The organism is Sideroxyarcus sp. TK5, from assembly GCF_054601595.1.
In genome coordinates, this window is record NZ_BAAHSJ010000001.1 from 386,966 (window position 1) to 413,889 (window position 26,924).

At 60.3% G+C, this 26,924-nt stretch carries 24 protein-coding genes, 1 tRNA gene and 1 riboswitch; of the genes, 11 read left to right on the top strand and 14 right to left on the bottom strand.

Features of this window, described 5'->3' with window-relative positions; all coding sequences use genetic code 11:
- Positions 1-137: 137 nt before the first annotated feature.
- Together ACYPYQ_RS02000 and ACYPYQ_RS02005 are read right to left on the bottom strand one after the other, a co-directional pair.
- Positions 138-644, bottom strand: coding sequence for a DNA-deoxyinosine glycosylase (locus ACYPYQ_RS02000; protein ID WP_459718696.1), 507 nt, complete (start codon positions 642-644; stop codon positions 138-140).
- A gap of 4 nt (positions 645-648) precedes the next feature.
- Positions 649-1,803: a class I SAM-dependent methyltransferase gene (locus ACYPYQ_RS02005; RefSeq protein ID WP_459718699.1), complete on the bottom strand. Its 1,155-nt coding sequence runs from the start codon at positions 1,801-1,803 to the stop codon at positions 649-651.
- A gap of 84 nt (positions 1,804-1,887) precedes the next feature.
- Between ACYPYQ_RS02005 and ACYPYQ_RS02010 the strand changes: the two genes are divergently transcribed.
- Positions 1,888-2,628: a pteridine reductase gene (locus ACYPYQ_RS02010; RefSeq protein ID WP_459718702.1), complete on the top strand. Its 741-nt coding sequence runs from the start codon at positions 1,888-1,890 to the stop codon at positions 2,626-2,628.
- Positions 2,629-2,635: 7 nt separating this feature from the next.
- Positions 2,636-3,481 (top strand): tRNA 2-thiocytidine(32) synthetase TtcA, encoded by an 846-nt coding sequence (gene ttcA, locus ACYPYQ_RS02015; RefSeq protein ID WP_459718705.1) that lies wholly within the window; start codon positions 2,636-2,638, stop codon positions 3,479-3,481.
- Positions 3,482-3,543: 62 nt separating this feature from the next.
- On the opposite strand, the gene ACYPYQ_RS02020 is transcribed toward ttcA, so the two are convergent.
- From ACYPYQ_RS02020 to metK, 9 genes are all read right to left on the bottom strand, one after another.
- Positions 3,544-3,999, bottom strand: a complete 456-nt coding sequence (locus ACYPYQ_RS02020) for a YhcH/YjgK/YiaL family protein (protein WP_459718708.1) — start codon at positions 3,997-3,999, stop codon at positions 3,544-3,546.
- A complete protein-coding gene (gene lpxE, locus ACYPYQ_RS02025; protein WP_459718711.1) occupies positions 3,996-4,592 on the bottom strand; it encodes a lipid A 1-phosphatase LpxE in 597 nt (198 codons plus the stop codon). Before lpxE ends, ACYPYQ_RS02020 begins: the two co-directional genes overlap by 4 nt.
- Before the next feature lie 9 nt (positions 4,593-4,601).
- A complete protein-coding gene (eptA, locus tag ACYPYQ_RS02030; protein WP_459718715.1) occupies positions 4,602-6,227 on the bottom strand; it encodes a phosphoethanolamine--lipid A transferase EptA in 1,626 nt (541 codons plus the stop codon).
- Positions 6,228-6,236: 9 nt separating this feature from the next.
- Positions 6,237-6,785 (bottom strand): cytochrome b, encoded by a 549-nt coding sequence (locus ACYPYQ_RS02035; RefSeq protein WP_459718718.1) that lies wholly within the window; start codon positions 6,783-6,785, stop codon positions 6,237-6,239.
- Between the two features lie 67 nt (positions 6,786-6,852).
- Positions 6,853-8,190: a prephenate-dependent tRNA uridine(34) hydroxylase TrhP gene (gene trhP, locus ACYPYQ_RS02040; protein WP_459718721.1), complete on the bottom strand. Its 1,338-nt coding sequence runs from the start codon at positions 8,188-8,190 to the stop codon at positions 6,853-6,855.
- 19 nt (positions 8,191-8,209) lie between these two features.
- Positions 8,210-9,052, bottom strand: a complete 843-nt coding sequence (gene metF, locus ACYPYQ_RS02045; protein ID WP_459718724.1) for a methylenetetrahydrofolate reductase [NAD(P)H] — start codon at positions 9,050-9,052, stop codon at positions 8,210-8,212.
- Entirely contained in the window at positions 9,021-9,410 is a 390-nt protein-coding gene (locus ACYPYQ_RS02050; protein WP_459718727.1) for a phage holin family protein, read from the bottom strand. The genes metF and ACYPYQ_RS02050 overlap by 32 nt, the downstream gene beginning before the upstream one ends.
- 215 nt (positions 9,411-9,625) lie before the next feature.
- Complete coding sequence (gene ahcY, locus ACYPYQ_RS02055; RefSeq protein WP_459718730.1) at positions 9,626-11,029, bottom strand: adenosylhomocysteinase; 1,404 nt, start codon at positions 11,027-11,029, stop codon at positions 9,626-9,628.
- 26 nt (positions 11,030-11,055) lie between these two features.
- Positions 11,056-11,146, bottom strand: a riboswitch (S-adenosyl-L-homocysteine riboswitch).
- A gap of 14 nt (positions 11,147-11,160) precedes the next feature.
- Positions 11,161-12,324, bottom strand: a complete 1,164-nt coding sequence (gene metK / locus ACYPYQ_RS02060; RefSeq protein ID WP_459718733.1) for a methionine adenosyltransferase — start codon at positions 12,322-12,324, stop codon at positions 11,161-11,163.
- Positions 12,325-12,388: 64 nt separating this feature from the next.
- Between metK and ACYPYQ_RS02065 the strand changes: the two genes are divergently transcribed.
- Genes ACYPYQ_RS02065 through ubiD form a run of 3 tightly spaced genes read left to right on the top strand, consistent with a single transcriptional unit; the run spans position 12,389 to position 15,649 of the window.
- On the top strand, positions 12,389-13,270 hold the full coding sequence (locus ACYPYQ_RS02065) for a lysophospholipid acyltransferase family protein (protein ID WP_459719299.1): 882 nt from the start codon (positions 12,389-12,391) through the stop codon (positions 13,268-13,270).
- Positions 13,270-14,139, top strand: a complete 870-nt coding sequence (locus ACYPYQ_RS02070; RefSeq protein ID WP_459718736.1) for an LpxL/LpxP family acyltransferase — start codon at positions 13,270-13,272, stop codon at positions 14,137-14,139. The genes ACYPYQ_RS02065 and ACYPYQ_RS02070 overlap by 1 nt, the downstream gene beginning before the upstream one ends.
- Before the next feature lie 46 nt (positions 14,140-14,185).
- On the top strand, positions 14,186-15,649 hold the full coding sequence (gene ubiD, locus ACYPYQ_RS02075) for a 4-hydroxy-3-polyprenylbenzoate decarboxylase (protein ID WP_459718739.1): 1,464 nt from the start codon (positions 14,186-14,188) through the stop codon (positions 15,647-15,649).
- A 4-nt stretch (positions 15,650-15,653) separates the two neighbouring features.
- Here ubiD and ACYPYQ_RS02080 read toward each other — a convergent pair whose 3' ends face one another.
- From ACYPYQ_RS02080 to bioA, 3 genes are all read right to left on the bottom strand, one after another.
- Positions 15,654-16,271, bottom strand: a complete 618-nt coding sequence (locus tag ACYPYQ_RS02080) for a hypothetical protein (RefSeq protein ID WP_459718742.1) — start codon at positions 16,269-16,271, stop codon at positions 15,654-15,656.
- A 198-nt stretch (positions 16,272-16,469) separates the two neighbouring features.
- A complete protein-coding gene (gene dacB / locus ACYPYQ_RS02085; protein WP_459718745.1) occupies positions 16,470-17,921 on the bottom strand; it encodes a D-alanyl-D-alanine carboxypeptidase/D-alanyl-D-alanine endopeptidase in 1,452 nt (483 codons plus the stop codon).
- Positions 17,918-19,234 carry an adenosylmethionine--8-amino-7-oxononanoate transaminase gene (gene bioA, locus ACYPYQ_RS02090; RefSeq protein ID WP_459718749.1) on the bottom strand — a complete coding sequence of 439 codons (1,317 nt, stop codon included), beginning with the start codon at positions 19,232-19,234 and terminating at the stop codon, positions 17,918-17,920. Before bioA ends, dacB begins: the two co-directional genes overlap by 4 nt.
- A 51-nt stretch (positions 19,235-19,285) precedes the next feature.
- On the opposite strand from bioA, the gene ACYPYQ_RS02095 reads away from it, so the two are divergent.
- The 6 genes from ACYPYQ_RS02095 to ACYPYQ_RS02120 all read left to right on the top strand — a co-directional run bounded on the left by ACYPYQ_RS02095 (position 19,286) and on the right by ACYPYQ_RS02120 (position 26,854).
- Complete coding sequence (locus ACYPYQ_RS02095; protein WP_459718754.1) at positions 19,286-20,182, top strand: TIGR01777 family oxidoreductase; 897 nt, start codon at positions 19,286-19,288, stop codon at positions 20,180-20,182.
- A 131-nt stretch (positions 20,183-20,313) separates the two neighbouring features.
- Positions 20,314-20,604 (top strand): co-chaperone GroES, encoded by a 291-nt coding sequence (gene groES / locus ACYPYQ_RS02100; RefSeq protein ID WP_459718759.1) that lies wholly within the window; start codon positions 20,314-20,316, stop codon positions 20,602-20,604.
- A gap of 29 nt (positions 20,605-20,633) precedes the next feature.
- Positions 20,634-22,280, top strand: coding sequence for a chaperonin GroEL (gene groL / locus ACYPYQ_RS02105; protein WP_459718762.1), 1,647 nt, complete (start codon positions 20,634-20,636; stop codon positions 22,278-22,280).
- Between the two features lie 143 nt (positions 22,281-22,423).
- Positions 22,424-22,499, top strand: a tRNA-Phe gene (locus ACYPYQ_RS02110).
- A 181-nt stretch (positions 22,500-22,680) separates the two neighbouring features.
- Complete coding sequence (locus tag ACYPYQ_RS02115; RefSeq protein WP_459718765.1) at positions 22,681-24,120, top strand: surface lipoprotein assembly modifier; 1,440 nt, start codon at positions 22,681-22,683, stop codon at positions 24,118-24,120.
- A gap of 31 nt (positions 24,121-24,151) precedes the next feature.
- Positions 24,152-26,854: a FecR family protein gene (locus tag ACYPYQ_RS02120; RefSeq protein WP_459718768.1), complete on the top strand. Its 2,703-nt coding sequence runs from the start codon at positions 24,152-24,154 to the stop codon at positions 26,852-26,854.
- Positions 26,855-26,924 lie beyond the last annotated feature (70 nt).

Sequence of the window (26,924 nt, forward strand, 5' to 3'; positions counted from 1 at the left end):
GATGGGGCGCAAGACGGGCACAACCGGATCGGCATGGGAGATTCGCATTGACGGCAGCGGGAGGCCGACAGCACGGAACCGAGTTTCGGCGGGCATCCCGCGCCGCATCGTTCTGCGGCTCGACAGCTGCGGTCCGCTCAATCTTGCGGTGAGTCTGTCAGTGATGTCCTCCACGCAGCCAGCTTCTCCTCATAACGCATCCCGGCATGCGCCGGACTGGTGGAAGGCAGACGCGTGTAATGCAGTTCGGGCAAGGCCTGCCGCCCGGTCACATATCTCCTGAAACTCTCTTCCGCCTTCGCGCCGTTGAAACAGATGCGGGTGATGTGCGGATGTCGCTTGAAGAACGCCGCGAAGTCATTGACCTGTTCGGCCTCGATATTGCTGTCCAGGCTGCCCTGCCGTTCGCACGAATGCAGCACGTCCCATAGCGCGATATGGGCGTTTTGCATTACCTGCAAACGTTGTGCATAGGGCAAGTGAGGATGCGCGCCGACCAGTTCACCCATGATCTTCCAGAAGGCATTGTGCGGATGGGCGTAGTACTGCTGCGCGTCGAGAGAGCGCTGGCCGGGCATGCTGCCGAGGATGAGGATCCTGGCATTGCGGTCTGCGACGGGCGGGAAGCTGTTCAGGCGCTGCATGCCGTCACAGCATGCGTGAGCGGTCGCCGGACATGAAATTGTGCAGCGGCGCGTCGATGCCTTTGCCCATCACCAGCACCTTGAACAGTTCGCCCATCTCGGCCGGGCTGGTGAGTTTCTGCACCTGCTTGGCGAGCGGCAGGTATTCGCGCACGTTCTCCGGTGAGACTTCGCCGAGCAGCTCGGGCAGACCGTTGTTGAGCAGGAAATGCGCTTGCGTGGTGTAGCCCAGCAGGTGGGCGCCGTAGTCGATGGCGGCTTCGGCAGCGGCGGTGAAGTCGACGTGCGAGGTGATGTCCTGCAGGCCGGGAAGATAGAACGGGTCGTCGTGCGAGTGGTGGCGGTAATGGCACATCAGCGTGCCGCGATGGCGTTGCGGATGGTAATACTCGCGCGCGCCGAAACCGTAATCGATGAACAGCAGTGCGCCGCGCGTGAGCCGTTCGGCCAGGCTGGAGACCAGTCCGCGCGCGGTGAGCGACACTTCGCTCAGGTAGTCGTCCGGAACGGCGATGCCTTTTGCGATGTCGTGCAGCGCCTCGTTCTGCGGCAGGCGGTCGGCCCAGATGAAGCGGTTGTCTTCGGTGGCGACGCCGCGCTCCATGATGCGGCCTTCGTTCCAGAACACCAGATGTACCGGCAGCGCATCCAGCACTTCGTTGCCGAACACCGCGCCGCTGATCGTGTCGGGCAAGGCGTCCAGCCAGTGGATGCGCGCGTACAGGTGCGGCAGTTGCTCCTGCAGCAGTTGCTGCTGGCGTCCGCGCAGATCGGCGCTCACTTCGAGGATGGAGTAGGTCTCGGGCAGCGTATCCAGGCGTTCCAGTTCGCGCAGGATGTCCAGCGCCAGCTTGCCGCTGCCCGCGCCGAGTTCGAGGATGTGCGGGGTGCTGGTCTGCATCACGGCCTGCAACTGGCGCGCCAGGGTGCGGCCGAACAGGGAGGAGATCTCCGGTGCGGTGACGAAATCGCCCGATTCACCGAACTTGCGTGCGCCGGCGGTGTAATAGCCCAGCCCCGGCGCATACAGCGCCAATTCCATGAAGCGCGAGAAGGGTATCCAGCCGCCCTGACTCTGGATGTCGGTGCGGATCAGCTCGCACAGGCGGGCGCTGTGGGCGAGGGCGTCCGGGCTGGGATGGGGAAGGTTAACTTGCATGCTCGGTTATAATTGCACGGTGCTCAGTGTCCTACTGAGCATCGGGGTGCGTTGGCGATGGGACAAAGTTTAGTGGGGATTGCTATGCAGGGCAAAACAATATTGGTCACGGGCGGTGCGAAGCGCGTCGGCGCGGCCATCGTGCGCCGTCTGCATGCGGAAGGTGCGAACGTCGCCATCCATTTCCGCAGCTCGGTCTACGAGGCGTTCGCCTTGCGCGGTGAGTTGAACGATTTGCGCGCGGACTCCGCCATCTGCGTGCAGGCCGATCTGCTGGAACCCGGCACGCTGCCACGCATGGTAGAGGAGGTGGTGCAGCATTTCGGCCATCTTGATGCGCTGGTCAATAACGCATCGAGCTTCTATGCCACCCCGCTGGACGAGATCGATGCCGCGCAATGGAACGATCTGGTCGGCACCAATCTGCAGGCCCCGTTGTTCCTGGCCAAGGCCGCTGCGGCCGAACTTCGCCGTCGTCATGGTTGCATCGTGAACATCGTGGACATCCATGCCGAGCGACCGATGCAGGGCCATCTGTTGTACAGCGCGGCCAAGGCGGGACTGGTGGCGCTGACCAAGGGCCTGGCGCAGGAACTGGCGCCGCAGGTGCGGGTGAACGCGGTCGCGCCGGGCGTCATCGTGTGGCCCGAAGGCGCAGACTGGGACGACGAGGAGAAGCGCCGCAAGATCGTGGCGCATACCCTGCTCAAGCGCGAGGGCAGTCCGGAAGACATAGCCAAGGCGGTGCGATTCCTGATCGCCGATGCGCCGTATATCACTGGTCAGGTCATCGCAGTCGATGGCGGCCGCAGCATAAATCTTTGAGACAAGCATGAACGACATCGTACAACCCATCCACTTCGAACATCACTCCACCAACTTCAATCGTCTGAAAGGTCGCCTGGAAAGCTCGGTCGGCAAAGCCATCGGCGACTTCAACATGATCGAGGACGGCGACGTGGTGATGGTGTGCCTGTCCGGCGGCAAGGATTCCTACACCCTGCTCGACATCCTGCGCACCTTGCAGAAGCGTGCGCCCATCGATTTCAAGCTGATCGCGATGAACCTGGACCAGAAACAGCCGGGCTTCCCTGAGGATGTGTTGCCGAACTATCTGAAGAGCATCGGCGTCGATTTCCACATCGAGACGCAGGACACCTATTCCATCGTCAAAGAGAAGATCCCCGAGGGCAAGACCACCTGCTCGCTGTGTTCGCGTCTGCGTCGCGGCATCATCTACAAGGTGGCGGGCGAGCTGGGGGCGAACAAGATCGCGCTGGGGCACCACCGCGACGACATGATCGAGACGCTGTTCCTCAACATGTTCTTCGGCGGCAAGCTGAAGGCGATGCCGCCCAAGCTGGTGACCGACAAGGGCGACCACGTGGTGATCCGGCCGCTGGCGTATTGTGTGGAGAAGGACATCGCCCGCTATGCGCGCGGCATGGAGTTCCCCATCATCCCGTGCAACCTGTGCGGCTCGCAGGAGAACCTGCAACGGCAGAACATCAAGCAGATGCTGACCGACTGGGAGCGCCAGTATCCGGGACGTTCGCAGACCATCTTCACCGCCATGCAGAACGTGCGGCCCTCGCACCTGCTCGACGGCAACCTGTTCGACTTCAAGGGGATCAAGGCTGGGGATATCGTCGCGGAAGGCGACGTGGCGTTCGACTGAGACGCCGTTCGTGCTGAGTGCCTTGCGCAGCAAGGCGTATCGAAGCGCGCGCGATCCGGGGATCAGGCCGGCTGGACTGCCACCTTGAAGATCACCTTGCGTATCGTGCCCGTTCCAATGAGCGGGGCATGCGCATCCTCCGGGAAGAAGATGCAGAAGTGATCCGGAGGCACCGGCACGTATGAGGCCGGTGCATCGAGGAAGAAGCGGATGTCCTTCTCTTCGCTGTGCTCGCTCACCGGGTTCAGGCAATCGGCCAGCGGTTTCCATCCCATCGTCTCGTCGCCTTCAAGCACCAGCTGGATGTCGATGTACTTTCTGTGTGCTTCCAGCTTTGCCATCTCCTTCGTTCTTGCGGGCACCTGTTCCACGATGGCGACCAGGTCGTCGCCGACCACCTGATGTCGTCCCGGCGCAAGCGCGTACAGATCGGTGTCGCGTATGTACTCGAAGGCGTACTGGAACAGCGGATGCAGTTTCGTATAGCGCTCGGATTGGGACAGGGCGGATAGGATCATGTCGGGGTCTCTTCTGTTTTCTTCTTGCGATAGGGCGAGGTGAACCATGCGGCGCAGATGAGGCCGATCAGACAGCCTGCCAGCACGGCGGAGAGCGTGTGGGCGTCCAGCATCAGGCGTGCGCCCATGGTGAGCAGCAGGATGGGCAGGAGATAGAGCAGGTGCCACAGGCCGTAGCGGCGCGCCACGAAGTACACGGCGCAGGAGGACATCGAGGAATGGCCGGAGGGCATGTTGTGCCGGCTGTCGGGTGCGTAGGGGCGTTCGCCGAGGCGCGTGCCGCCCACCTCTACATCGTTCACGATGCGTTTCAATCCCTGTGTGGCGACGGTGGCGGTGACGGCGAGGGCGAGCAGTTGCACCATGCCTTCCTTGTCGCGCAGCAGCAGCGGCATGGCGACCTGGGCGACGGTGTTGACGAAGCGCAATTTCGTTTCGGTCGGCTCGACCCATGCTGGCCTTTCGGCATTCAGGTTCGTGCGGTAGCTCGCCAAATCGGAGGGATAGAACACGCAGACCACGAGACTGAGCAGGCAGGCAGCGATGAAACCCATCGGTTTTTCCTTCGGCAGAGAGACGCGCCAGTTGCTCAAGCGATTTCCTTATCGTTTCTTGATCGCGGCATCTTTGAAGATGTCCAATACGGGATCGTAGATGTCGCTGCGCAGATCGAAGGCGCCCATGATGCTGTGGAACACCGTCTGCTGCGCATGCTTGGCATTCGCCAGTGCCGCATCGGCGGCCAATGTCTTGTGCTGCCTGAATGCGTCGGACATCCACACGATGTAGGGGATGTCCTTCTGCACGTCGGGTGCCAGCGAATTCGGGGTGCCGTGCAAGTATAAGCCATACTCGCCGAGTGATTCGCCGTGGTCGGAGATGTACATCATCATCGTCCGCGTGTTCGGCATGGCACGCAGGACATCTATCGCCCCGGACAGGAACTTGTCGGTGTAAAGGATGGTGTTGTCGTACGCGTTGGTGACCGTGTCGGGCGTGCAGTCCTGCAATTGCACCGAGCGGCACACCGGCATGAACCGTTCGCCGTCCGCCGGATAGTGGTTGTAGTAATCGGGGCCGTGGCTGCCGGATTGGTGCAACACGACGAACACCTTGTCGCTTTCCATATTGGCGATACGCTGCTGCAGGCCGGTGAGCAGCACTTCGTCGTAATCACAGTGCGACCCGATACATGTGCTGCGGATGTCGGTGTCGCGCAGATAGGTGTGCACCTTGAGCGGCGGTTCGCCCCAGTTGCGAGTGAGCCAGATGGTTGCTATGCCGCTGCGCTGCAGATAGCTGGGCAGCGCTTCGTGGTTGTGGAACAGCTTGTTGCCGGTGTCGACGTGCGACAGCATGCATTGCAGCGAGGCGGTGGTGTAGGTGGAGCAGGCGTGCGCGTTGCGTATCGCGGTGACGCCAGCCATTTGCAGCAGGGGATTGGTATCACGTGCGTAGCCGTACAGCGCGAAGTTCGCGGCGCGCGCCGATTCGCCGATCACCAGCACCACCACGGTCTTTTCTTGTGCAGAGTGTTGTGCGGCGGGCAGCAGTTCCAGCTCGCGCGACTGCATGGACTTCTCGGTCTGGTAACGCGCCGCGTTGATCACATACGACCAGGGCAGGATCATGCCACCCAGTTGTCGGCCGTGCTTGTCTATCCACAGCCAGCTCTGCGCATTGCCGTACAACCAGCCGATCCCGACGAAGAACGAGATTATCAGTGCGGCGAGTGTGCGCAGACGCGATACATGGCGGATGGTGATGCGTGAGATCAGCCAGGCGGGCAGCACGCCGAACAGCAACACATGCCACAGGAACGAGAAGCTCAGATAGCTGCCCGCTTCGGCGGTGTTGGTGTTGAACACGTTGCCCATCATCGCCTTGTCCAGGATCACCTGATAGGTCTGGATGAAATACAGCGCGAAGGCGTTGCTGAACACGATCAGCATCGCCAGCGGTTTGAGCAGGCGTTGCGATACCAGCGCGAACAGGAACATCGCGAGCACCGTCAGCAGCATGACCAGCACGAACAGGGTCAGCAGCGTGAGGGTGCTCGGCAAAGTGAGCGGTGCCAGGTCTTTGACGGCGAAGGAATACAGCGGCAGGTGATATAGCACGCCGTTGAGCACGGCGAAGATCAGGATGAACTTCGTCGCGCTCGGATTGAAGCCTGTGCGCCGGTAGAGCGCGGTCAATCTATCTGCTATCTGGTCACGCAGGCTCATGCAGCGGTTTCATTTCTTTTCCGGCAGCATGCGCGTCATGGTGTTGTCGCGCACGATGAAGTGGTGATAGAGCGCAGCCACGAAATGCGCGCCGATCAGGAAGTAACCGGCGCTGCCGACGAGCTCGTGCACTTCCTTGATCTGCTTGGCCAGTTCCTTGTCGGTGTCGATCAGCGCTGGCAGTTCCAGCCCAAAGAAAGGGATGGGCTTGCAGGCGGCGCTGAGCAGCAGATAGCCGCTGATCGGCATGGCGATCATCAGCACATACAACGCCAGATGCAACAACTTGGCGGCGAGTTGCTGGATCTTCTCGGGTTCGGGGACGACGGCCGGTGTGGTGCCGCTCAGGCGCGCGGCGATGCGCGGCCATATCAGCACGAACAGCAGGATGCCAAGCATGAAATGCCATGATTTCAGCATCTCGCGCGGGTCGCTGCCTTTCTCGAACAGTTCGCGCAGCTCGATGCTGCCGTAAACGCCGATGAACACCAGCAGCATCAGCCAGTGCAGGCCGATGGAGAGTAGGCTATAGCGGGTCTGGGTGTTCTGCTGGGTCATTTCGATGCTCCTGTGTCAGGGTTGGGACGACGCTGTGGACAGGTAAGGCCTCAATTAGTTCAGGGTTTCAGATGAAGCGCGCGATCATGCCGTTGGACAGGTCGCCCTGCATCGGGATGCGCACATGGTGGCCGCTACCCGGCGCGACGGAGAGCGGCCCGCCATCCAGATCCTTCATCTCGTTCAATTCGACGATTCTGTTGCCGGAGGGGTGGATGATCTCCAGCTTGTCGCCGACGGAGAACTTGTTCTTCACCGCGATCTCGGCCATGCCGTCCGCACAGGCCACGATGTCGCCGACATACTGCTGGCGGAAGCTCTCGGAGTGGCCGCGCATGTAGTTCTGCTGCTCGTGCGTGTGGTGGCGCTCGTAGAAGCCGTCGGTGTAGCCGCGGCTGGCGAGCGCGTCCAGCGCGCCCAGCAGTTTCAGGTCGAACGGCCGCCCCTTCATCGCATCGTCGATGGCCTGGCGGTACACCTGTGCGGTGCGCGCCACGTAGTAGATGGACTTGGTGCGGCCTTCGACTTTCAGCGAATCGATGCCGATCTTCACCAGCCGCTCGACATGCTCGACGGCGCGCAGGTCCTTGGAGTTCATGATGTAGGTGCCGTGTTCGTCTTCCAGTACCGGCATCAGTTCGCCCGGATGGTCCTGGCGCGAGATCACATACACGCGGTCGGCCAGCGGATGGCGCGGTTGCGAACCGCAATCGGACAGCGCACTCTCACCCAGCGCCTTGTCGAAATCGAAGTCGATCTTCTGGATGTGCCCGGTGCCGTCTTCAGCGGCATTCTCCACTTTGTAATCCCAGCGGCAGGAGTTGGTGCAGGTACCCTGGTTGGCATCGCGATGGTTGAAGTAGCCGGACAGCAGGCAGCGGCCGGAATAGGCGATGCACAGCGCGCCGTGCACGAACACCTCCAGCTCCATGTCCGGGCATTGCTGGCGGATCTCCTCGATCTCGTCCAGCGACAGTTCGCGCGACAGGATCACGCGCGACAGACCGATGGACTTCCAGAATTTCACCGCCGCGTAGTTGACGGTGTTGGCCTGCACCGACAGATGGATCACCTGTTCCGGCCAGCGCTCGCGCACCATGGCGATCAGGCCGGGGTCGGCCATGATCAGCGCATCCGGCTTCATCTGGATGATGGGTTCCATGTCCGCCATGTAGGTCTTCAGCTTGGCGTTGTGCGGCATCAGGTTGCTGGCGACGTAGAACTGTTTGCCCAGCGCGTGAGCCTCTTCTATGCCCTGCGCGAGCTGTTCCATCATGAACTCGTTGTTGCGCACGCGCAGCGAGTAACGCGGCTGGCCGGCATACACCGCGTCCGCACCGTAGGCGTAGGCGGTGCGCATCTTTTCCAGCGAGGCGGCGGGTAACAGGAGTTCCGGTCTCTTCATGGTTTCAACTGGCTTTCGTTTATGCGTGATAACCCAGACGTTGCAGGATATCGATGGAAGCCTTGGCCTGGTTCAATGTGTAGAAATGCAGCGCGGGTGCGCCGCCTGCGATCAGTTTTTCGCACAGTTCAGTCACGACATCCAGACCGAAGTTCTGCACCGATTCCACATCGTCGCCATAGCCTTCCATGGTCTTGCGCATCCAGCGCGGGATCTCGGCGCCGCACATATCGGAGAAGCGCGCCAGTTGCGAGTAACGCACGATGGGCATGATGCCGGGCACGACAGGTGCCTCGACACCGAGCTTGCGGGTCTCGTCGACGAAACGGAAGTAGGCGTCGGCGTTGTAGAAATACTGCGTGATGGCCGAGTTCGCACCTGCGTTGATCTTGCGTTTGTAGTTGAGCATGTCTTCGCGTGCCGAGTTCGCCTGCGGATGGAACTCGGGATAGGCGGCGACCTCGATGTGGAAGTGCTCGCCGGTCTGCGCGCGGATGAAGCTCACCAGCTCGTTGGCATACTGGAACTCGCCGATGCTGGCCATGCCGGAAGGCAGGTCGCCGCGCAGGGCGACGATGCGCCGGATGCCCATGTCCTTGTAGGTGTGCAACAAGGTGCGGATGTTGTCGCGGGTGCTGCCCACGCAGGACAGGTGCGGCGCGGCGCTGTGACCTTCGCTGTGGATCAGCCGGATGGTCTCCAGCGTGCGATCCTGCGTGGAGCCGCCCGCGCCGAATGTGACAGAGAAGAACTCCGGCTGGAACGCGGCCAGACGCTGGCGCGCGGCAGTCAGTTTGGAGGCACCCTCCGGCGTTTGCGGAGGGAAGAATTCAAAGCTGATCGGGGTGGTTGGGTTTCCCATGTTTCCTCACCAATAGTTGTGCGGCGGCTGCGGACAGCGCCCATGAAAATATACTGAACAGCAGGGCACCCAGCACGGCATGCCAGAAACTGTCGACCACGAAACCGCGCAGGATGGAGCCCGCGAACCAGAACATCAGGCCGTTGATGACCAGGATGAACAGCCCGAGCGTCAGCACGGTGACCGGCAAAGTCAGCACCAGAAAGATCGGTCTGATCAAGGTGTTGACCAGCCCCAGCACCAGCGCCGCCACGAAGGCGGCCATGAAGCCGTCCACATGGATGCCCGGCACGAAGCTCGCCACGGCGATCAATGCCAGTGAGTTCAGGCTCCAGATCAGTAGCAGTCGTAGCAGCATATGTTCACCTCGCAAAACCTACTGCGCAGTCTGATTGCCGCGTTGCGCGGTGCTCAAAATCCTCATGTACTTTGTGTACATTCCGGCTTCTGCGCGCCGTGCGCCTTGCACTCAAACTGCTCGCTACGGTTTTTCGAGGTGCCCTCTCCATTTTTACAAGTTAAGAGGGGCGAACCTGACGTCCGCCCCTCGCCATCATACCTGCAAGTCGTTAATCAATAACGATAGTGGTCAGCCTTGTACGGGCCTTCCTTCGGCACGTTGATGTACGCGGCCTGCTGGTCGGTCAGCTCGGTCAATTGCGCGTTCAGCGTCTTCAGCTGCAGGCGCGCGACCTTCTCGTCCAGATGCTTGGGCAGGGTGTACACGCCGACCGGGTACTTGCCGGAATCGCGTTCCGTCCACAGCTCGATCTGAGCGATGGTCTGGTTCGCGAAGGAAGAGCTCATCACATAGGAAGGATGGCCGGTCGCGCAGCCCAGGTTCACCAGACGGCCCTTGGCCAGCAGGATGATGCGCTTCTGATCCGGGAAGATCACGTGGTCGACCTGCGGCTTGATCTCTTCCCACTGGTATTTTTCCAGCGAGGCGACGTCGATCTCGTTGTCGAAGTGGCCGATGTTGCACACGATGGCGTTGTTCTTCATCGCCTTCATGTGGTCATGGGTGATGACGTGGAAGTTGCCAGTGGTGGTGACGAAGATGTCGGCCTTGTCGGCGGCATATTCCATGGTCACGACGCGGTAGCCTTCCATCGCGGCCTGCAGCGCGCAGATCGGGTCGATCTCGGTGACCCAGACCTGAGCGGACAGTGCGCGCATGGCTTGGGCGGAACCTTTGCCCACGTCGCCGTAGCCGCAGATCACCGCGATCTTGCCCGCGATCATCACGTCGGTCGCACGCTTGATGCCGTCCACCAGCGATTCGCGGCAGCCATACAGGTTGTCGAACTTGGACTTGGTGACGGAGTCGTTGACGTTGATGCCGGGGAACTTCAGTTCGCCGCGCTGGTGCATCTGGTACAGGCGGTGCACGCCGGTGGTGGTCTCTTCGGTCACGCCCTTGATCTGTGCCAGACGGGTGGAGTACCAGGTCGGGTCGGTCGCCAGCTTGGCCTTGATCGCCGCGAACAGGCAGGTCTCCTCTTCGGAGGTCGGCTTGGAGATCAGCGAGGCATCTTTCTCTGCGCGCGCACCCAAGTGCAGCAGCAGCGTGGCGTCGCCACCGTCATCCAGGATCATGTTGGAATAGCCGCCGTCAGTCCATTCGAAGATGCGGTGGGTGTAGTCCCAGTATTCGGTCAGGGTCTCGCCCTTGACGGCGAACACCGGGATGCCTTTCGCTGCGATGGCCGCAGCGGCGTGATCCTGTGTGGAGAAGATGTTGCACGAAGCCCAGCGCACTTCCGCGCCGAGTGCGACCAGTGTCTCGATCAGCACGGCGGTCTGGATGGTCATGTGCAGCGAACCGGTGATGCGCGCGCCCTTCAGCGGCTGGGTCTTTGCGAATTCTTCGCGGATGGCCATGAGGCCGGGCATCTCATGCTCAGCGATGGCGATCTCTTTGCGGCCCCAATCGGCCAGTTTGATGTCGGCGATGACGTAGTCTTGAGTAGACATAAAGCACTCCATTCATTTGGTAAGTTAATGAATGGGCGCCGTTGCTACATGTTGAGCCATCTCCGCCGAGCCTGACAGATTCACCATGTGGTGACTGCTGCAGCGCCCCTCGGCGGGGTGGGTGTTACGTATTACAGTCCTGCGTCAGCGCGCAATGCGGCAGCTTTGTCTGTCGCTTCCCAGCGGAACTCCGGTTCTTCACGACCGAAGTGACCGTACGCAGCGGTCTTCTGGTAGATCGGGCGCAGCAGATCGAGCATCTGCACGATGCCTTTCGGACGCAGGTCGAAATGCTTCCGGACCAGTGCGGTGATCTTCTCGTCGGAGATCTTGCCGGTACCATAGGTGGTGACCATGATGCTGGTGGGTTGTGCCACGCCGATGGCGTAGCTGACCTGCACCTGGCACTTATCGGCCAGACCAGCGGCGACGATGTTCTTCGCTACATAGCGGCCTGCATAGGCTGCGGAACGGTCGACCTTGGACGGGTCCTTGCCGGAGAATGCGCCGCCGCCGTGCGGGGCTGCGCCGCCGTAGGTGTCAACGATGATCTTGCGGCCGGTCAAGCCTGCATCGCCATGCGGGCCGCCGATGACGAAACGACCGGTCGGGTTCACCAGATACTTGATGTCGCCTTTGATGAGTTCTTTGGGCAACACCGGCTTGATGACCTCTTCGATCACGGCTTCGCGGATCTGCTCCAGCGTGATGTCGGGCGTGTGCTGGGTGGACAGCACCACGGTGTCGATGCGATCCGGTACGCCGTCCACATACTTCACAGTGACTTGCGACTTGGCATCCGGACGCAGCCAGCCCAGGCGGCCGTCGCGGCGCAATTGCGCCTGACGCTCGACGATACGGTGCGACAGGTGGATGGGCAGCGGCATCAGCACATCGGTCTCGCGGCAGGCGTAACCGAACATCAAGCCCTGGTCGCCAGCACCCTGGTCCATGTTGTCATCGTAAGCCTTGTCCACACCCTGTGCGATGTCCGGGCTTTGCGTGCCGTAGCAGACATGGACCGAGCAGCCGTCTGCATCGAAGCGCAGGCTGGGGTCGTCATAACCGATCTTGCGGATGGTTTCGCGCGCGACTTTGGCGTAGTTCACCTGTGCATTGGTGGTGATCTCGCCGGCGAGCACGACCAGTCCGGTGGTGACCAGCGTCTCGGCTGCGATGCGGGAATGATTGTCCTGCGCTAGAATCGCGTCCACGATGGCATCGGAGATCTGGTCTGCAACCTTGTCCGGATGGCCCTCGGACACGGATTCGGATGTAAAGAAAAACTCGCTCATGGCTCTCCGATCACTTCTTCAATAGTTAAATGGGCGCGCAGTATATCAAATCCCCCTCAAGTCAATTTATGGGTTTTCTTGCATGACCTTGCTGTTCGACATTCTTGCCCGCCTGCCGCTGCCCTTGCTTTATCGCCTGGGTGGCCCGTTCGGCTGGCTGGTGTACTGGTCGTCAGGGCGCTATGCGGCACGATTGCGGGAGAATCTGCGCCGGGCCGGGGTCGCGCATTCGGAGGCGGCCTATCGAAAGCTGCTGCATGCCAATATCCGCGAAGCGGGCAGGAGTGTGCTGGAACTGCCTTGGGTATGGCGTCGTCCCCTGCAGCAGGTGGTCGGCAGCGTGTCGGCATGCCATGGCTGGGAACATTTCGAGGTTGCGCGCGCGCAGGGTAGGGGTGTGATTATGCTGACACCCCATATCGGCTGCTTCGAAGTGATCGGTCTGTATGTTGCAGAGAAGTATCCGATGACCTGCATGTACCGTCCGCCGCGATATCCCGCGCTGGACAGGATGATGCATCAGGGGCGCGAGCGCGGGCATATGAAGCTTGCACCGACCGATCTGGGCGGTGTGCGTCTGTTGCTCAAGGCACTCCGGCGCGGTGAGGTCATCGGTGTGCTGCCCGATCAGGCACCGAGCAACGGAGAAGGAGAGTGGGTGCCCTTCTTCGGGCGGCCCGCCTACACCATGACCTTGCTGGGCCGCTTGATCGAAGCAAGTGGTGCGTCGGTGGTAATGTGTATCGGAGAGCGACTGCCCGGCGGCGCGGGATATTCACTGCATTTCTCCCCCTTTGAATTCGAGCCAGGTCGCTCTGTGCCAATGCAACTGAATGCTGCACTGGAGACACTTATACGCCAGCATCCAGAGCAATATCTATGGAGCTATAACCGTTATAAAGTGCCGCGCGGGGCGAACCCTCCCGCGGCGGAAGTGGGGCATTGATGTTGGCAAGGTCGGGCGTATTCATCCTGTGGCTGATCCACTTTCTGCCTTTCCGTGTGATCGTCGCTATCGGCAATACACTGGGTATGCTGGTCTTTCTGCTGGCCGGAGAGCGTCGTCGCGTCGGGGACATCAATCTCAAACTGTGTTTCCCGGCTATGGATGCGGCGGCGCGCAAGCGATTGCTGCGTGCCCACTTCATGATGTTCTTTCGCGGTCTGGTCGAGCGCTGCATCCTGTGGTGGTCCAGTGCGGCGCGCATCAATTCGCTGATCCGCGTGGAAGGTATCGAACATTTCGAGGCCGTGAAGGGTGAACCCATGATCCTGCTCACCCCGCATTTCGTCGGCATGGATGCGGGCGGACAGTGGGTGGCGCAGCAGGTGGATACCGTGTGCATGTATGCCAACCAGAAGAGCGCCTACCTGACGGAATTGTTGTTGCAGAAGCGTGCCCGTTTCCGCAACCAGCGCCTGTATTCGCGTCAGCAGGGGCTGCGTCCGATCCTGAAGGGCATGCGCGACAATCTGCCTTTCATCTATCCGCCCGATCAGGATCAGGGCGTGAAGGACGGAGCTTTCATCCCTTTCTTCGGCGTACCCGCTGCGACCATGACTTCGTTGCCGCGCATCGCGCAGATGACAGGCGCCAAGGTGGTGCCGAGCATCACGCGCGTGCTGCCGGGCGGTGAGGGGTATGTGCTGACCTTCTATCCGGCATGGGAGAACTATCCGAGCGGTGATGACGTCGCCGACGCGCGGCGCATGAACGAATTCATCGAACAACGTGTGCTGGAGATGCCGGAGCAGTATTTCTGGTTGCACAAGCGCTTCAAGACGCGTCCCGAGGGCGAGGCGAGATTCTATTGAGACATCCCCCTCGCCCGCGTGCGGGAGAGGGACAGGGGAGAGGGCAATGAAATATAAAGACCTGCGCGATTTCATCTCGCAACTGGAAAAGCTGGGCGAACTCAAACGCGTCACTGCGCCTGTTTCCACCCATCTGGAGATGACCGAGATCTGCGACCGTGTGTTGCGTGCGCAGGGACCGGCGCTGCTGTTCGAGAACGTCGCCGGGCACAAGATGCCGGTGCTGGCCAACCTGTTCGGCACTCCGTGCCGCGTGGCATTGGGCATGGGTGAGGAAGACATCGGAGCATTGCGCGAGGTGGGAAAGTTGCTCGCCTATCTGAAAGAACCGGAGCCACCCAAGGGATTGAAGGATGCATGGGACAAATGGCCGATCCTTAAACAGGTCATGACCATGTCGCCCAAGGTGCTGTCGTCCGCGTCTTGTCAGGAAGTGGTGTGGGAAGGGGCGGATGTCGATCTGTCCAGATTGCCGATCCAGCATTGCTGGCCCGGCGATGTCGCGCCACTCATCACCTGGGGGCTGGTCGTTACGCGAGGGCCGAACAAGCCGCGCCAGAACCTGGGCATCTACCGCCAGCAGGTGCTGGGACCGAACAAGGTCATCATGCGCTGGCTGGCGCATCGCGGCGGTGCGCTGGATTTTTGCGACCATTGCGAAAAACATCCGGGACAACCGTTCCCGGTCGCGGTGGTGATCGGCGCCGATCCGGCGACCATCCTCGGCGCAGTGACGCCGGTGCCGGATTCATTGAGTGAATATCAATTCGCTGGATTGTTGCGCGGCAGCAAGACCGAACTGGTGAAATGCATCGGCAGCGACCTGCAAGTGCCCGCCTCCGCCGAGATTGTGCTGGAAGGCGTCATCCATCCCGGCGAGACCGCACTGGAAGGACCGTATGGTGACCACACCGGCTACTACAACGAACAGGACAAATTTCCTGTCTTCACCATCCAGCGCATCACCATGCGCCGTGATCCGATCTACCACAGCACCTACACCGGAAAACCGCCCGACGAGCCGGCCATGCTGGGCGTGGCGCTGAACGAAGTGTTCGTGCCGCTGCTGCAGAAACAATTCCCAGAGATCGTCGACTTCTACCTGCCGCCGGAAGGATGTTCTTATCGCATGGCGGTGGTGAGCATCAAGAAACAATATGCCGGGCACGCCAAGCGCGTGATGTTCGGCGTATGGAGCTTTTTGCGCCAGTTCATGTACACCAAGTTCATCATCGTGGTGGACGACGATATCGACACGCGCGACTGGAAGGAAGTCATGTGGGCCATCACTACGCGCATGGACCCGGTGCGCGACACCCTGCTGGTGGAGAACACGCCGATCGACTATCTCGACTTCGCTTCGCCTGTTTCCGGCCTCGGCGGCAAGATGGGGATGGATGCGACCAACAAATGGCCGGGTGAGACGCAGCGCGAATGGGGCACGCCCATCGTGATGGATGCGGCGGTCAAGGCGAAGGTGGATACGATGTGGGGCGAGCTGGGGCTGTGAGCGATCAGAAAGGTCGGGTCAGTTCCACGCCGACCTCCGTGCTGCGGTTCCGGGGTTCCAATCCATATCCATTCAGCACGCCGTTCCGGTAGATCGGATTGATCGCCGAATCAGCGATGTTCCAATGATGCAGATATGGCCCCGCCGACCAGCGTGGCGTCACATAGCTCAACCGCAGCTTCAGGCCATACCCCTCGCTCTGTTTGCTGTCGAGGTCGCTGTACCCCAGGCCGGTGTCGGATAACTTTGTGAACTGGTTGCCGGAAAGCAGATGGTCGTATTCGAATGAGCCGACGACTTCGTTACCGCTATCCAGGCTGGTGCGCAGGATGACACCCGCGGGCAGATAGATATAGGTGCTCTCTCTTCTGTAGCCGGCGTGCCCCGTGCTGGTGATGCCCCGGCCATCGTTCAGCAGGAAGCGGTAGCCGAGCCCGACATAGGTGGAGACGGTCGCGGTGGTCAACGGCCAGTCATTCCCGATCAGCGCCCGCCCCTCGATATACCAGTCAGGTTCACCACTGTTGCGGCCCGTGCCATTGCTCGTGTAGTCCACGGTACCGCCTGCATAGCGCAACTCCCCGCGCAGGAACGTGCGGCGAGCGGGGTAGGTCCTTGTCATCCGCAACTCTAATCCGCCTTTCAGCCCGTCCAGTGACATCAATCCCGGCTCTTCATAGCGGTATTGCCCAAGCGACACGCCAAAATCGTTGCCCCCCGGGGTCAGGCTGGCAGTATGGGCGGGCGAACAAATCATCAAACCGGTGAAGGCAATGGCAAGGGGATGGTGTCGGAGCATGGTGCCGGTCGCAGGTCGGTTTCAGTGTGTGGTGGCGAGCCACTCGATCAGTGCATCCTGTGCATCCTGGCCGAGTTTGGCATTTGGGTGGTTGATGAAGAACACCACTACCCAATCCTTGTTGTGCTTGGAACGCACATATCCCGCGAGGGTCTTCACGCCTTCCAGCGTGCCGGTCTTGAGATGCGCGCGGCGGGCGGCCGGGCTGTCACTCAACCGCTGCTGTACGGAGCCGTCCACGCCCATGATGGGCAGCGAGGCGCGCAACTCGGCACTCAGCGGATGCGCGGCGGCATGTTCCAGTAACTGTGCCATGTGCGCCGCGCTGATGCGTTCGATGCGCGACAACCCGGCACCGTTCTCCAGCACCAGTTCGGGGAAATCCATGCCCGCGCGCGATAGCCAGTTCTGCATGGCGAAGATGCTGCGCTCGATGCCCATGCGTCGGCTGGTCTCGCTGCCAGAGAATACTGCCGGCATGTCGCCGGGTTCGTTCTCCAAGGGCAGGGTCTCACCCAGTGTCAGGAACAATTGGCGCGCCATGACATTGTTGCTGTACTTGTTGATATCACGGATCACGGTGCTGAGCGGTTCAGAACGATGTGTGGAGAACAGTCGTGCAGTCGGTGTGACGGCGGCTTCGCGTTGTATGCCGTTGAGCGTGCCGCCCAGCTCTTGCCAGATGGCCCTGAAGACGGCCTCCACGTAGCGCGTGTGCGGCATCACGGACAGGCTCTGTTCGCGTTCGCCGCATTCGATGGGGTAATCGCCCTGCAATACCACGCTGTCTCCGCCGGGTTGCACCGACAGGCGGCCGTCCCAGTCACTGCAGTTGAACTTGCCGCTGGCCGGCGCGAGCTGGTTCTCCAGCGAGAATCCAGACACTGGCGGCAGGGTCACGACTTTCAGATTCTCGCCGTTGGGCAGGTAACGCAGGCGTACGATGTTGAAATTGAGCAGCAGCGCATCAGGCCCCACGTTGTAGGCGCGCAACGGGTCGTTGTCGAATTCGGCGGGATCGTGAGGTTGCAGGTCGTAATAGCTGCGGTCGAGTACCAGGTCGCCCTTGATGTCGCGCAAACCGCGCGCGCGCAGATCGGAGAGCCACAACCAGAACTGCTCGACCGTGAACTTGGGGTCTCCGTAGCCTTTCAGGATCAGGTCGCCGTACAGCTCACCGTCCGTCAACTCACCGTCGATGTAAGCCTCGGTCTTCCATGTATAGGCCGGACCGAGCAGGTCCAGTCCGGCATAGGTGGTCAGCAGCTTCATGTTGGAAGCGGGGTTCATGGCACGCTGGGCGTTCAGGCTGAACAGGCTGTCCTTGTGACCGACTTCGCGGGCTACGATGGAGACGGCAGAGGTCGGGATCCCAGCATCCTTCAATGCTTGGGTGACGGCCGCCGGAAGCTGGGCCGCCCCGGCAGTTAGGGGAAAGGTCAGGACGGCGAGCAGGGTCAGAAGCAGTTTCATGTAAGTTCGTTGATGACGCTCAGAGTGCGCGAGACCATCAGTTGCATCTCTTCTTCGGTGATGACATACGGTGGCATGAAATATACCGTGTCGCCCATCGGTCGTAGCAGCAGATCATGTCGCAGGCCCAGGCTGAAACAGCGTTGCGCGAAATCCGTATGCGACGATTCGACTTCGAACGCCCAGACCATGCCGGTGTTGCGGAAGTTCCGCACGGCGGGGTGGTCGCGCAACGGCTGCGCGATGCGGTTCAGGAAGGCGGCCTTGGCGCGGTTCGCGGTGAGCACATCGTCCTGCACGAAGATATCCAGCGTCGCCAGCGCGGCGCGGCAGGCCAGCGGGTTGCCGGTGTAGGAATGCGAATGCAGGAAACCACGTGCCGTCTCGTCGGCATAGAAAGCCTGATAGATGTCGTCGGTCGTCATCACCACCGACAAGGGCAGATAACCCCCGGTGATGCCTTTGGACAGCAGCAGGAAATCGGGGCGGATGTTCGCCTGTTCGCAGGCGAGCAGGGTGCCGGTGCGCCCCATGCCGACTGCGATCTCGTCCGCGATCAGATGCACGTTGTAGCGCGTGCATAGTTCGCGTGCGCGTTTCAGGTACGCCGGGTGGTACATCGCCATGCCCGCAGCCCCCTGAATGAGCGGCTCCACGATCAACGCGGCGACGTGCGCATGGTGCTGTTGCAGGTGCTGGTCCAGATCGGCGGCGCAACGCAGCGCGAAAGACTCCGGACTTTCACCTTCCTCTGCGATCCGCCAGTCCGGGCTGCGTACGGTAGCGTTCTGCCGGATCAGCGTGCCGTAGGCATCACGGAACAAGGCGACATCGGTCACCGACAGCGCACCCAGTGTCTCGCCGTGATAACTGTTCTGCAGGCTGATGAATTCAGTCTTATGAGGGCGGCCGGAATTGCGCCAGTAATGCGCACTCATCTTCAGCGCGATCTCGGTAGCCGACGCGCCGTCCGAGCCGTAGAAGCAATGGCCGAGACCGGCGGGAGCCAGTTCGCGCAATCGTTCCGACAGTTGCACCACCGGCTCGTGGGTGAAGCCGGCCAGCATCACATGTTCGAGTTTGCCGAGCTGGTCGGTGATGGCGGCATTGATGCGCGGCTCGCTATGGCCGAACAGGTTCACCCACCAGGAGCTGACAGTATCCAGATAGCGTTTGCCTTCGAAGTCGTACAGCCACACGCCTTTGCCGCGCGCGATCGGGACCAGCGGCAGGGTCTCGTGGCGCTTCATCTGGGTGCAGGGATGCCAGACGGCGGAAAGGCTGCGCGTCAGCAATTCGATGTTGGATGTCATGCGGGCAATCATAACGTAAGATGAAGCCTCAACCGATACGAGGAGGCAGCCATGAACATCCTCATCACTGGCGGTACGGGCCTGATCGGTCGCGCCCTGTGCCGTGTCCTGCATGCCGAAGGGCATACCCTGACTGTATTCAGCCGACATCCGGAGACAGTGGCCGACAAATGCGGTGCCGCAGTGCAGGCACTGGCCTCGCTCGATGACTGGACGCCGCAACGGCATTTCGATGCCGTCATCAATCTGGCGGGCGAACCCATCGTCGATGCGGCCTGGACCGATCGTCGCAAAAAGATATTGCGGGACAGCCGCATCGCGCTGACGCGGCAGTTGGTCGAACGTATCGCACGGTCCGAACAGAAACCCGCCGTGCTGTTGTCTGGTTCCGCCATCGGCTATTACGGCGGTCGCGGCGATCAGGAGCTGGTGGAGACTTCCGGGCCGGGTGACGACTTTCCCGCACAGCTTTGCATCGATTGGGAGGCCGCCGCGATCGAGGCCGAGCGATACGGGGTGCGCGTCTGCCTGCTCCGAACCGGGCTCATCCTGAGCAAGGATGGCGGCCTGCTGGCGCGCATGTTGCCGCCGTTCCGGCTGGGGCTGGGTGCGCGGCTGGGCGACGGCAAACAATGGATGAGCTGGATCCACATCGATGACTATGTGCGGCATCTGCAACGCCTGCTGAACGACGAACAGCTCAGCGGCCCGTTCAACATGACCTCGCCGCAGCCGGTAATTAATGCCGAGTTCACTCGCATATTAGCCATGGTCTTGCATCGTCCGGCTCCGCTGTCCGCCCCGGTCGCCATGCTCAAACTGGCCATGGGCGAGCGGGCGGCGCTGGTACTGGAAGGGCAGCGCGTGCTGCCGGCGCGACTGGAAGCCAAGGGCATGCTATGCCGCTACCCCGACCTGGAATCCGCTTTACGCGCCATTCTGGGGTGACGCAAAAAAGAAATTACCTGCGTGCCCTTGAATTGAGTGGGGCGCGCCCCTATCATTAGCAGTCGCTGGCGGCGAGTGCTAATCTCCCGCCGACGCAAATCATCAACTCACTGATTTTAGGAGAAATAAGCATGAAGATTCGTCCTTTGCATGATCGCGTCATCGTCAAGCGCATGGAAGAAGAGCGCAAGACCGCTTCAGGTATCGTCATCCCCGACGCTGCGACCGAGAAGCCGGACCAAGGCGAAATCATCGCTGTGGGCAACGGCAAGATCGGTGACGACGGCAAGGTGCGCCCGATGAACGTCAAGGTCGGCGACAAGGTGCTGTTCGGCAAATATTCCGGCCAAGCGTTCAAGATGGACGGCGTGGAATATCTGCAGATGCGTGAAGACGACATCATCGGCATCATCGAAGCCTAAGCATTCAACGAATTCAGGAGAAATAAAAAATGGCAGCTAAAGACGTTAAATTCCACGACGCAGCCCGCAGCAAGATGGTCGTTGGCGTGAACATCCTGGCCGACGCGGTCAAGGTGACTCTGGGCCCCAAGGGCCGCAACGTGGTGCTGGACCGTTCCTACGGCGCACCGACCATCACCAAGGACGGTGTGTCTGTCGCCAAGGAGATCGAACTGAAAGACAAGTTCGAGAACATGGGCGCACAGATGGTCAAGGAAGTCGCTTCCAAGACCTCCGACGTGGCCGGTGACGGTACGACTACCGCGACTGTGCTGGCTCAGTCCATCGTGCAGGAAGGCATGAAGTTCGTCGCCGCCGGCATGAATCCGATGGATCTGAAGCGCGGTATCGACAAGGCCGTCATCACCGCCGTCGAAGAATTGAAGAAGCTGTCCAAGCCTTGCGCGACCAGCAAGGAGATCGCCCAGGTCGGCTCCATCTCCGCCAACTCCGACACCGCAGTCGGCGAGAAGATCGCCGAGGCGATGGACAAGGTCGGCAAGGAAGGTGTCATCACCATCGAGGACGGCTCCGGCCTGCAGGACGAGCTGGATGTGGTCGAGGGCATGCAGTTCGACCGTGGCTACCTGTCGCCGTACTTCATCAACAACCAGGACCGCCAGATCGCTGCGATGGAGAACCCCTTCATCCTGCTGCACGACAAGAAGATCTCCAACATCCGCGACCTGTTGCCGGTATTGGAACAAGTCGCCAAGGCCGGCCGGCCGCTGCTGATCATCGCCGAGGATGTGGACGGCGAAGCATTGGCTACGCTGGTGGTGAACAACATCCGCGGCATCCTGAAGATCGTCGCGGTCAAGGCACCGGGCTTCGGCGACCGCCGCAAGGCCATGCTGGAAGACATCGCCATCCTGACCGGCGGCACCGTCATCGCCGAAGAAGTCGGCCTGACACTGGAGAAAGCCACACTGGACGACCTGGGCCAAGCCAAGCGCATCGAGGTGGCGAAAGACAACACCACCATCATCGACGGCGCAGGCAAGACCGACGCCATCCAGGCGCGTATCGCCACCATCAACAAGCAGATGGACGAATCCTCCAGCGACTACGACAAGGAGAAGCTGCAGGAGCGCAAGGCCAAGCTGTCCGGCGGCGTGGCCGTGATCAAGGTAGGTGCAGCCACCGAAGTCGAGATGAAGGAAAAGAAAGCTCGCGTGGAAGACGCACTGCACGCCACCCGTGCAGCCGTTGAAGAAGGCATCGTCCCCGGAGGCGGCGTGGCACTGTTGCGTGCCAAGGCAGCCGTTGCCGGCCTGAAGGGTGACAACCACGACCAGGACGCCGGCATCACCATCGTGCTGCGCGCGATGGAAGCGCCGCTGCGCGCCATCGTCTCCAATGCTGGCGACGAGCCCAGCGTGGTCGTCAACAAGGTGCTGGAAGGCAAGGGCAGCTACGGCTACAACGCCGCCTCCGGCGAGTACGGCGACATGCTGGCGATGGGCGTGGTCGATCCGACCAAGGTCACCCGCACCGCGTTGCAGAACGCATCCTCCGTTGCTGGCCTGATGCTGACCACCGCATGCATGGTGGCCGAGTTGCCGGAAGACAAACCGGCTGCCGGCGGCATGGGTGGTGACATGGGCGGCATGGGAGGTATGGGCGGCATGATGTAATCGAACCTGCTGCAAGGTTCGATGCCGCACCCGACAAACCCCGCGTGATGCGGGGTTTGTTTTTTGTGTTGCCCGTAACGCAGCTTATGGCTACAATGCGCGCCTTCGTTTTGACCGACCCGTCCGGGAAGGAAGACAAAAACGGCTCGGTAGCTCAGTTGGTAGAGCAGCGGATTGAAAATCCGCGTGTCGGTGGTTCGATTCCGCCCCGAGCCACCAGAATACGAAAAAGCCCACCCGCAACGGTGGGCTTTTTGCATTTGGCGTGACCAAAACGTGACGACACATGCTGAGTCAGGTAATAGAATGGCCCCATAAACCAAGCGCCGGTTGAGAGGCGAGGTGTATCTTCAGGTGACGGTGCACGTCTGTGTCGTCATGAAAAATCAAAGGGGTGAGCATGGGAAGTGCGACTTCGCGAAGTTTGATAACCGCAGTCTTTTGCTTGTGTGTCGGGATGCACGAGGCTGCCTACGCCAGGGGGGGCGTGGTCATTCGGGCCTTTTCGGCAGTACCGATCCCTGCAACATCGGAGGTTCAAAACGCAACCAATCCGATGCGGGTGGGTAGTGTCGAGGTGCCTGACCATTTGCTTCGAGAGGCAGAGGCACTGCTCAATGCCGGAAAAGCAGAGGAGGCATACCAGCTGCTGGAGGCTAAGGATTTTGAATACTCCGGCAATTCTGAATTCGACTATCTGTTGGGTGTGGCCGCGCTGGATAGCGGCCATCCGGACAAGGCAACGCTTGCCTTGGAACGTGTTTTGGCGGTCGATCCGAATTTCGCGGGTGCGCGACTGGATATGGCTCGAGCGTATTTCCATCTGGGTGATCTTCCCCGTGCCAAGACTGAACTGGAAATGGTGATGAAGCAGGAGCCGCCGGAAGCCGCGCGTATCACCATCGAGAAATATCTTGCGGCGATCGACTCGGCCGAGGAGGCAAAGAGGACGCGTTATTCAGCCTATGTGGAGGGGACGATCGGCCGTGACACGAACGTCAATAACTCCACCAGCCAATCGGATGTGGCCATCCCCGCGTTCGGTGATCTGGTATTCACTTTGAGTCCCACCAGTCTGAAAACGCCAGCAACTTACTATATGGGCGCAACAGGCTGGGAGGTTGAGCATGCCTTCGACGACCGGTGGCGTGTAAATGGCGGTCTCGATCTGCGGCAGCGCAACAATAACAAGATGCATACCTATGATTTTGGAAGCCTGGAGGCCAGAGCCGGAGCTGCCTATGCAACAGGCAATGAAGTTTTCCGACTGGGAATCACTTGGGGATTCTATGAGCAGGCACACCTGAAGAACAGGAATTCCTACGGGTTCACAGGGGGATGGCAGCACAATTTCGATCCAAAGAACCAGTTCAATATGTTTGGGCAATACGGGAAGAATCGATATTCGGACCCTACCTATCGAGTGAACGATTTCAATCAAGTAGTCATCGGTGCGGGGATGCTGCATATCCTGGACGATGGAAGATCCGCATTGTTTGTCAGTATCAATGGACTAAAAGAAGGCGCGGTACATGACCGGGCTGACGGAAGCAAAACCGGCTATGGCCTTAGGCTCGGCGGACAAACTCCATTCGGCGAAGCGGTCGAGGTGTTTGCCAGTGTCGGTTATCAGAGGGGGCGGTATGACAAAGAGAATCTTGCTTTCCTGGCCAAGCGCGATGACAAGCAGTCCGACGCAACATTGGGTGCCAACTGGCATTTTGCACAGCTATGGACCTTCCGCCCCCAGGTTGGTTACTCGCGCAACAGATCCAACATAGCCATTTACAGTTTTGATCGTGTCGATGCATCCATGACGGTACGCAGGGATTTTAAATAGTTTGCGCGCGCAACATTCTTGAATGAGGTTGATGATGAATATCACCAGGCAAATCAAATTCCTTCTGGCCTTCGCATCGGCCAGTCTGATGCTTTCTACTCAAGCGGCAGAAGCGTCCGTGGCGGGCAGTGTCCAGTTCGTACACGGCAATGTGAAGGTCACGACTGCGGGTGTGACACGAGTCCTGAGGAAGGGCGACAGGGTGTCCGAGGGGGACTTCATCTCCACTGCGGTGTCATCTTCGGCGCAGATCAAGATGCTGGATGGCGGCTTTGTCGCGATCCGCCCGAATACGCAGATGAAGTTCGACCAGTTCATATTCAAAGGCAAGCAGGACGGCAGTGAGCGCAGCATCTTCTCCTTGCTCAAGGGCGGCTTCAGGGCGGTGACCGGCCTGATCGGATCCAAGAACAAGCACAACTACAGCATCAAGACACCATCGGCCACTATCGGTATCCGTGGTACCGATCACGAATCATATGTTGTGCCTCCTTTGGGACCGGTCGGCGGTCCCGCCGGCAGCCCGCCCCCCGGTCCACCGCCGGGGACATATAGCAAAGTGAACGTGGGTGAAACGACGCTCACGACGAACTTGGGCACTGTAAATGTGCTGCCGAATCAGATGGGTTTTTCAAGCGGACTGAATGCGCTGCCTGTATTGGCTCCGATCAATACCAATATCTTCACGGTAGCTGCAGCACCAAGCAAAACCGTCAAGGAGAATGAAGAAGGTGATGCCGGCAAAACGGGGCAAGGCGCTTCGGGGCAGCAGGATGGCGGGAAAAAGCCGCAGGAGGGTGATGCAAAACAGGCGCGAAACGATGGCGACCAACCGCCCCAGAACGGGGAGGGGAAGCAGAGTCGGGAAGGGGCAGGTGAGCGTGCGCCAAAGGGGGCGGCCGGTCCTGCTCCGATCAGGACCGCAGCAGCTGATGCTGCACCTGTGCGTCCCGGTGCTTTAATGCCCCCTCCGCCGGTCGGTGCTCTGCAACCGTTGCCAGCTATCGCTCCACCGCCGTTGCTCGTTCCTGTCGTGCTGGTCAATTCCACTACCGGTGCCACATTGAATTCCACCACACAGACACTATTGCAGGAGGGGACGACCACGACATTGAACACGCTGGTGACGACGCCGGTGACGAATCCTTATGTGGTCACTTCATTGTTGGTTACGGATAGTTTGATGCTCACCTCCTTTTGGCAGCCATACAATTTTGAAACCTTGCCGAGTGCCATCTCTCCGTTAGCAACCGATCCGAGCTTCACGGTGACTTGGGGAGGCACTTGTTCAGTGCCACCGTGCAGTACGGGGGCGACCTATACTTTGACAGGTGCAACAGGTGCCGTGACAGGCGCTGCGAATAGTGTGACTTCCACAGGGATCAAGTTCGGACGCTATGCCGTAGTGCCGACACTGACCACTACCATTTCGTACGCAGGCTCGCCTTCCACTTCGTTCACCCAGACATTCTCCGGCGGCTACGGAAGCTGGATCACCGGGCCCGGTGTGAATCCCTTCTACTTGCCGGAAGCATTGGTCGGTACCGCGACTTATGTATTCGACGGCGGAACCGTCCCGGTCACACAGGCAGGGGTGACCGGTGCTATTGGATCGGCCAGCCTGTCGGTGAATTTCACCAATCAATCCGTGGGGGCGAATCTTGCGGTAAGCGGCGGCGGACACAGCTGGACAGCCGCAGCCACCGGGATGCCGCTGACATCCAATAGCGGCGTGGGTAATTCCCGCTCGCATTTTGATACCTACGGTGGTGGCACCTTGAATATCGTCATGGACGGAACGAATTCGGGGCAGGGTTATATTTCCGGGCAGATCACCGGCAATGGCATCAACGGCGCATTCCTGCAGTACTACTTCAGCGACACTCTGGCGCAAAGTATCAGCGGTGCCGCAGCGTTCAGGCTTGAAACTTTCAACGGCTCGCCCGCGACGACGGTGAATCTGGCTACGCCGTACCAACTGGTGGCGATCTCAAGGTACGACCCTCTCGGCGTCTCCAGCAGCGGCAGCAGTTATTACGACATCAACGGGGCTTTCAATAACGCAGGGCGCGTGATCAGAGACGCGGCAGGCAATCTGACGCGCTTCGATATGGGGTCGAATAAAGGCGGGTCGACGCAGGGCGGCACGACAGTCAGCATGAATTCCAACATCATCTCCATCGGAACGGCCACAGCCACCAACTTGGGGAAAGACCCTGTTTCGGGTATCAGTTGGGGGCGCTGGCAAGGGGGCAGTCTGGACGTCACCGACCGTGTGACCAACACCGCTCTGGCTTCTGTCAGCAACACGAGCAGCAGTCTGCACTGGCTTGCTGCGCCAGTGATGAACGGGCCAGTGACCTTGCCCGCCTCGGGCACGTATAACTACACGCTGGGTGGCGGTACCAGCCCGACCGACAATCTGGGTAATGTAGGCACACTGAACGGTGCGACATTGAAGGCTGACTTTTCCGCCATGACAGTGAACGTGGGCGTGAATGCGACAGTGGCTGGCACAAACTACGTGGCGACCGGCACCAATCTTCCGATCCAGCAAACAGTATTCGGCGATGGGAGTGGTGGCGGAACATTCACTGCTACTGCCAATGGTGTGGCGATCCAAGGCGGATTGGGCGGATCGTTCACCGGCATCGGCGCGACCGGTGCCGGGGTGGTTTACGGCTTCCAGAACAGTGCCACGACCGTGAACGGCGTACTGGCATTCCATCGATGACCCCGCGAGCAGCCTTGGATTCTTTGAGAGGTGCAATACTTCGGCTGGAGATCCTCTATCTCTAAGCGCA

What these genes read in the sequence shown, in the direction of transcription:
- ACYPYQ_RS02000 (WP_459718696.1), bottom strand. Translation starts at nt 644, where the DNA reads ATGCAGCGCCTGAACAGCTTCCCGCCCGTCGCAGACCGCAATGCCAGG.
- ACYPYQ_RS02005 (WP_459718699.1), bottom strand. Translation starts at nt 1,803, where the DNA reads ATGCAAGTTAACCTTCCCCATCCCAGCCCGGACGCCCTCGCCCACAGC.
- ACYPYQ_RS02010 (WP_459718702.1), top strand. Translation starts at nt 1,888, where the DNA reads ATGCAGGGCAAAACAATATTGGTCACGGGCGGTGCGAAGCGCGTCGGC.
- ttcA (WP_459718705.1), top strand. Translation starts at nt 2,636, where the DNA reads ATGAACGACATCGTACAACCCATCCACTTCGAACATCACTCCACCAAC.
- ACYPYQ_RS02020 (WP_459718708.1), bottom strand. Translation starts at nt 3,999, where the DNA reads ATGATCCTATCCGCCCTGTCCCAATCCGAGCGCTATACGAAACTGCAT.
- eptA (WP_459718715.1), bottom strand. Translation starts at nt 6,227, where the DNA reads ATGAGCCTGCGTGACCAGATAGCAGATAGATTGACCGCGCTCTACCGG.
- ACYPYQ_RS02035 (WP_459718718.1), bottom strand. Translation starts at nt 6,785, where the DNA reads ATGACCCAGCAGAACACCCAGACCCGCTATAGCCTACTCTCCATCGGC.
- trhP (WP_459718721.1), bottom strand. Translation starts at nt 8,190, where the DNA reads ATGAAGAGACCGGAACTCCTGTTACCCGCCGCCTCGCTGGAAAAGATG.
- metF (WP_459718724.1), bottom strand. Translation starts at nt 9,052, where the DNA reads ATGGGAAACCCAACCACCCCGATCAGCTTTGAATTCTTCCCTCCGCAA.
- ACYPYQ_RS02050 (WP_459718727.1), bottom strand. Translation starts at nt 9,410, where the DNA reads ATGCTGCTACGACTGCTACTGATCTGGAGCCTGAACTCACTGGCATTG.
- ahcY (WP_459718730.1), bottom strand. Translation starts at nt 11,029, where the DNA reads ATGTCTACTCAAGACTACGTCATCGCCGACATCAAACTGGCCGATTGG.
- metK (WP_459718733.1), bottom strand. Translation starts at nt 12,324, where the DNA reads ATGAGCGAGTTTTTCTTTACATCCGAATCCGTGTCCGAGGGCCATCCG.
- ACYPYQ_RS02070 (WP_459718736.1), top strand. Translation starts at nt 13,270, where the DNA reads ATGTTGGCAAGGTCGGGCGTATTCATCCTGTGGCTGATCCACTTTCTG.
- ubiD (WP_459718739.1), top strand. Translation starts at nt 14,186, where the DNA reads ATGAAATATAAAGACCTGCGCGATTTCATCTCGCAACTGGAAAAGCTG.
- ACYPYQ_RS02080 (WP_459718742.1), bottom strand. Translation starts at nt 16,271, where the DNA reads ATGACAAGGACCTACCCCGCTCGCCGCACGTTCCTGCGCGGGGAGTTG.
- dacB (WP_459718745.1), bottom strand. Translation starts at nt 17,921, where the DNA reads ATGAAACTGCTTCTGACCCTGCTCGCCGTCCTGACCTTTCCCCTAACT.
- bioA (WP_459718749.1), bottom strand. Translation starts at nt 19,234, where the DNA reads ATGACATCCAACATCGAATTGCTGACGCGCAGCCTTTCCGCCGTCTGG.
- ACYPYQ_RS02095 (WP_459718754.1), top strand. Translation starts at nt 19,286, where the DNA reads ATGAACATCCTCATCACTGGCGGTACGGGCCTGATCGGTCGCGCCCTG.
- groES (WP_459718759.1), top strand. Translation starts at nt 20,314, where the DNA reads ATGAAGATTCGTCCTTTGCATGATCGCGTCATCGTCAAGCGCATGGAA.
- groL (WP_459718762.1), top strand. Translation starts at nt 20,634, where the DNA reads ATGGCAGCTAAAGACGTTAAATTCCACGACGCAGCCCGCAGCAAGATG.
- ACYPYQ_RS02115 (WP_459718765.1), top strand. Translation starts at nt 22,681, where the DNA reads ATGGGAAGTGCGACTTCGCGAAGTTTGATAACCGCAGTCTTTTGCTTG.
- ACYPYQ_RS02120 (WP_459718768.1), top strand. Translation starts at nt 24,152, where the DNA reads ATGATGAATATCACCAGGCAAATCAAATTCCTTCTGGCCTTCGCATCG.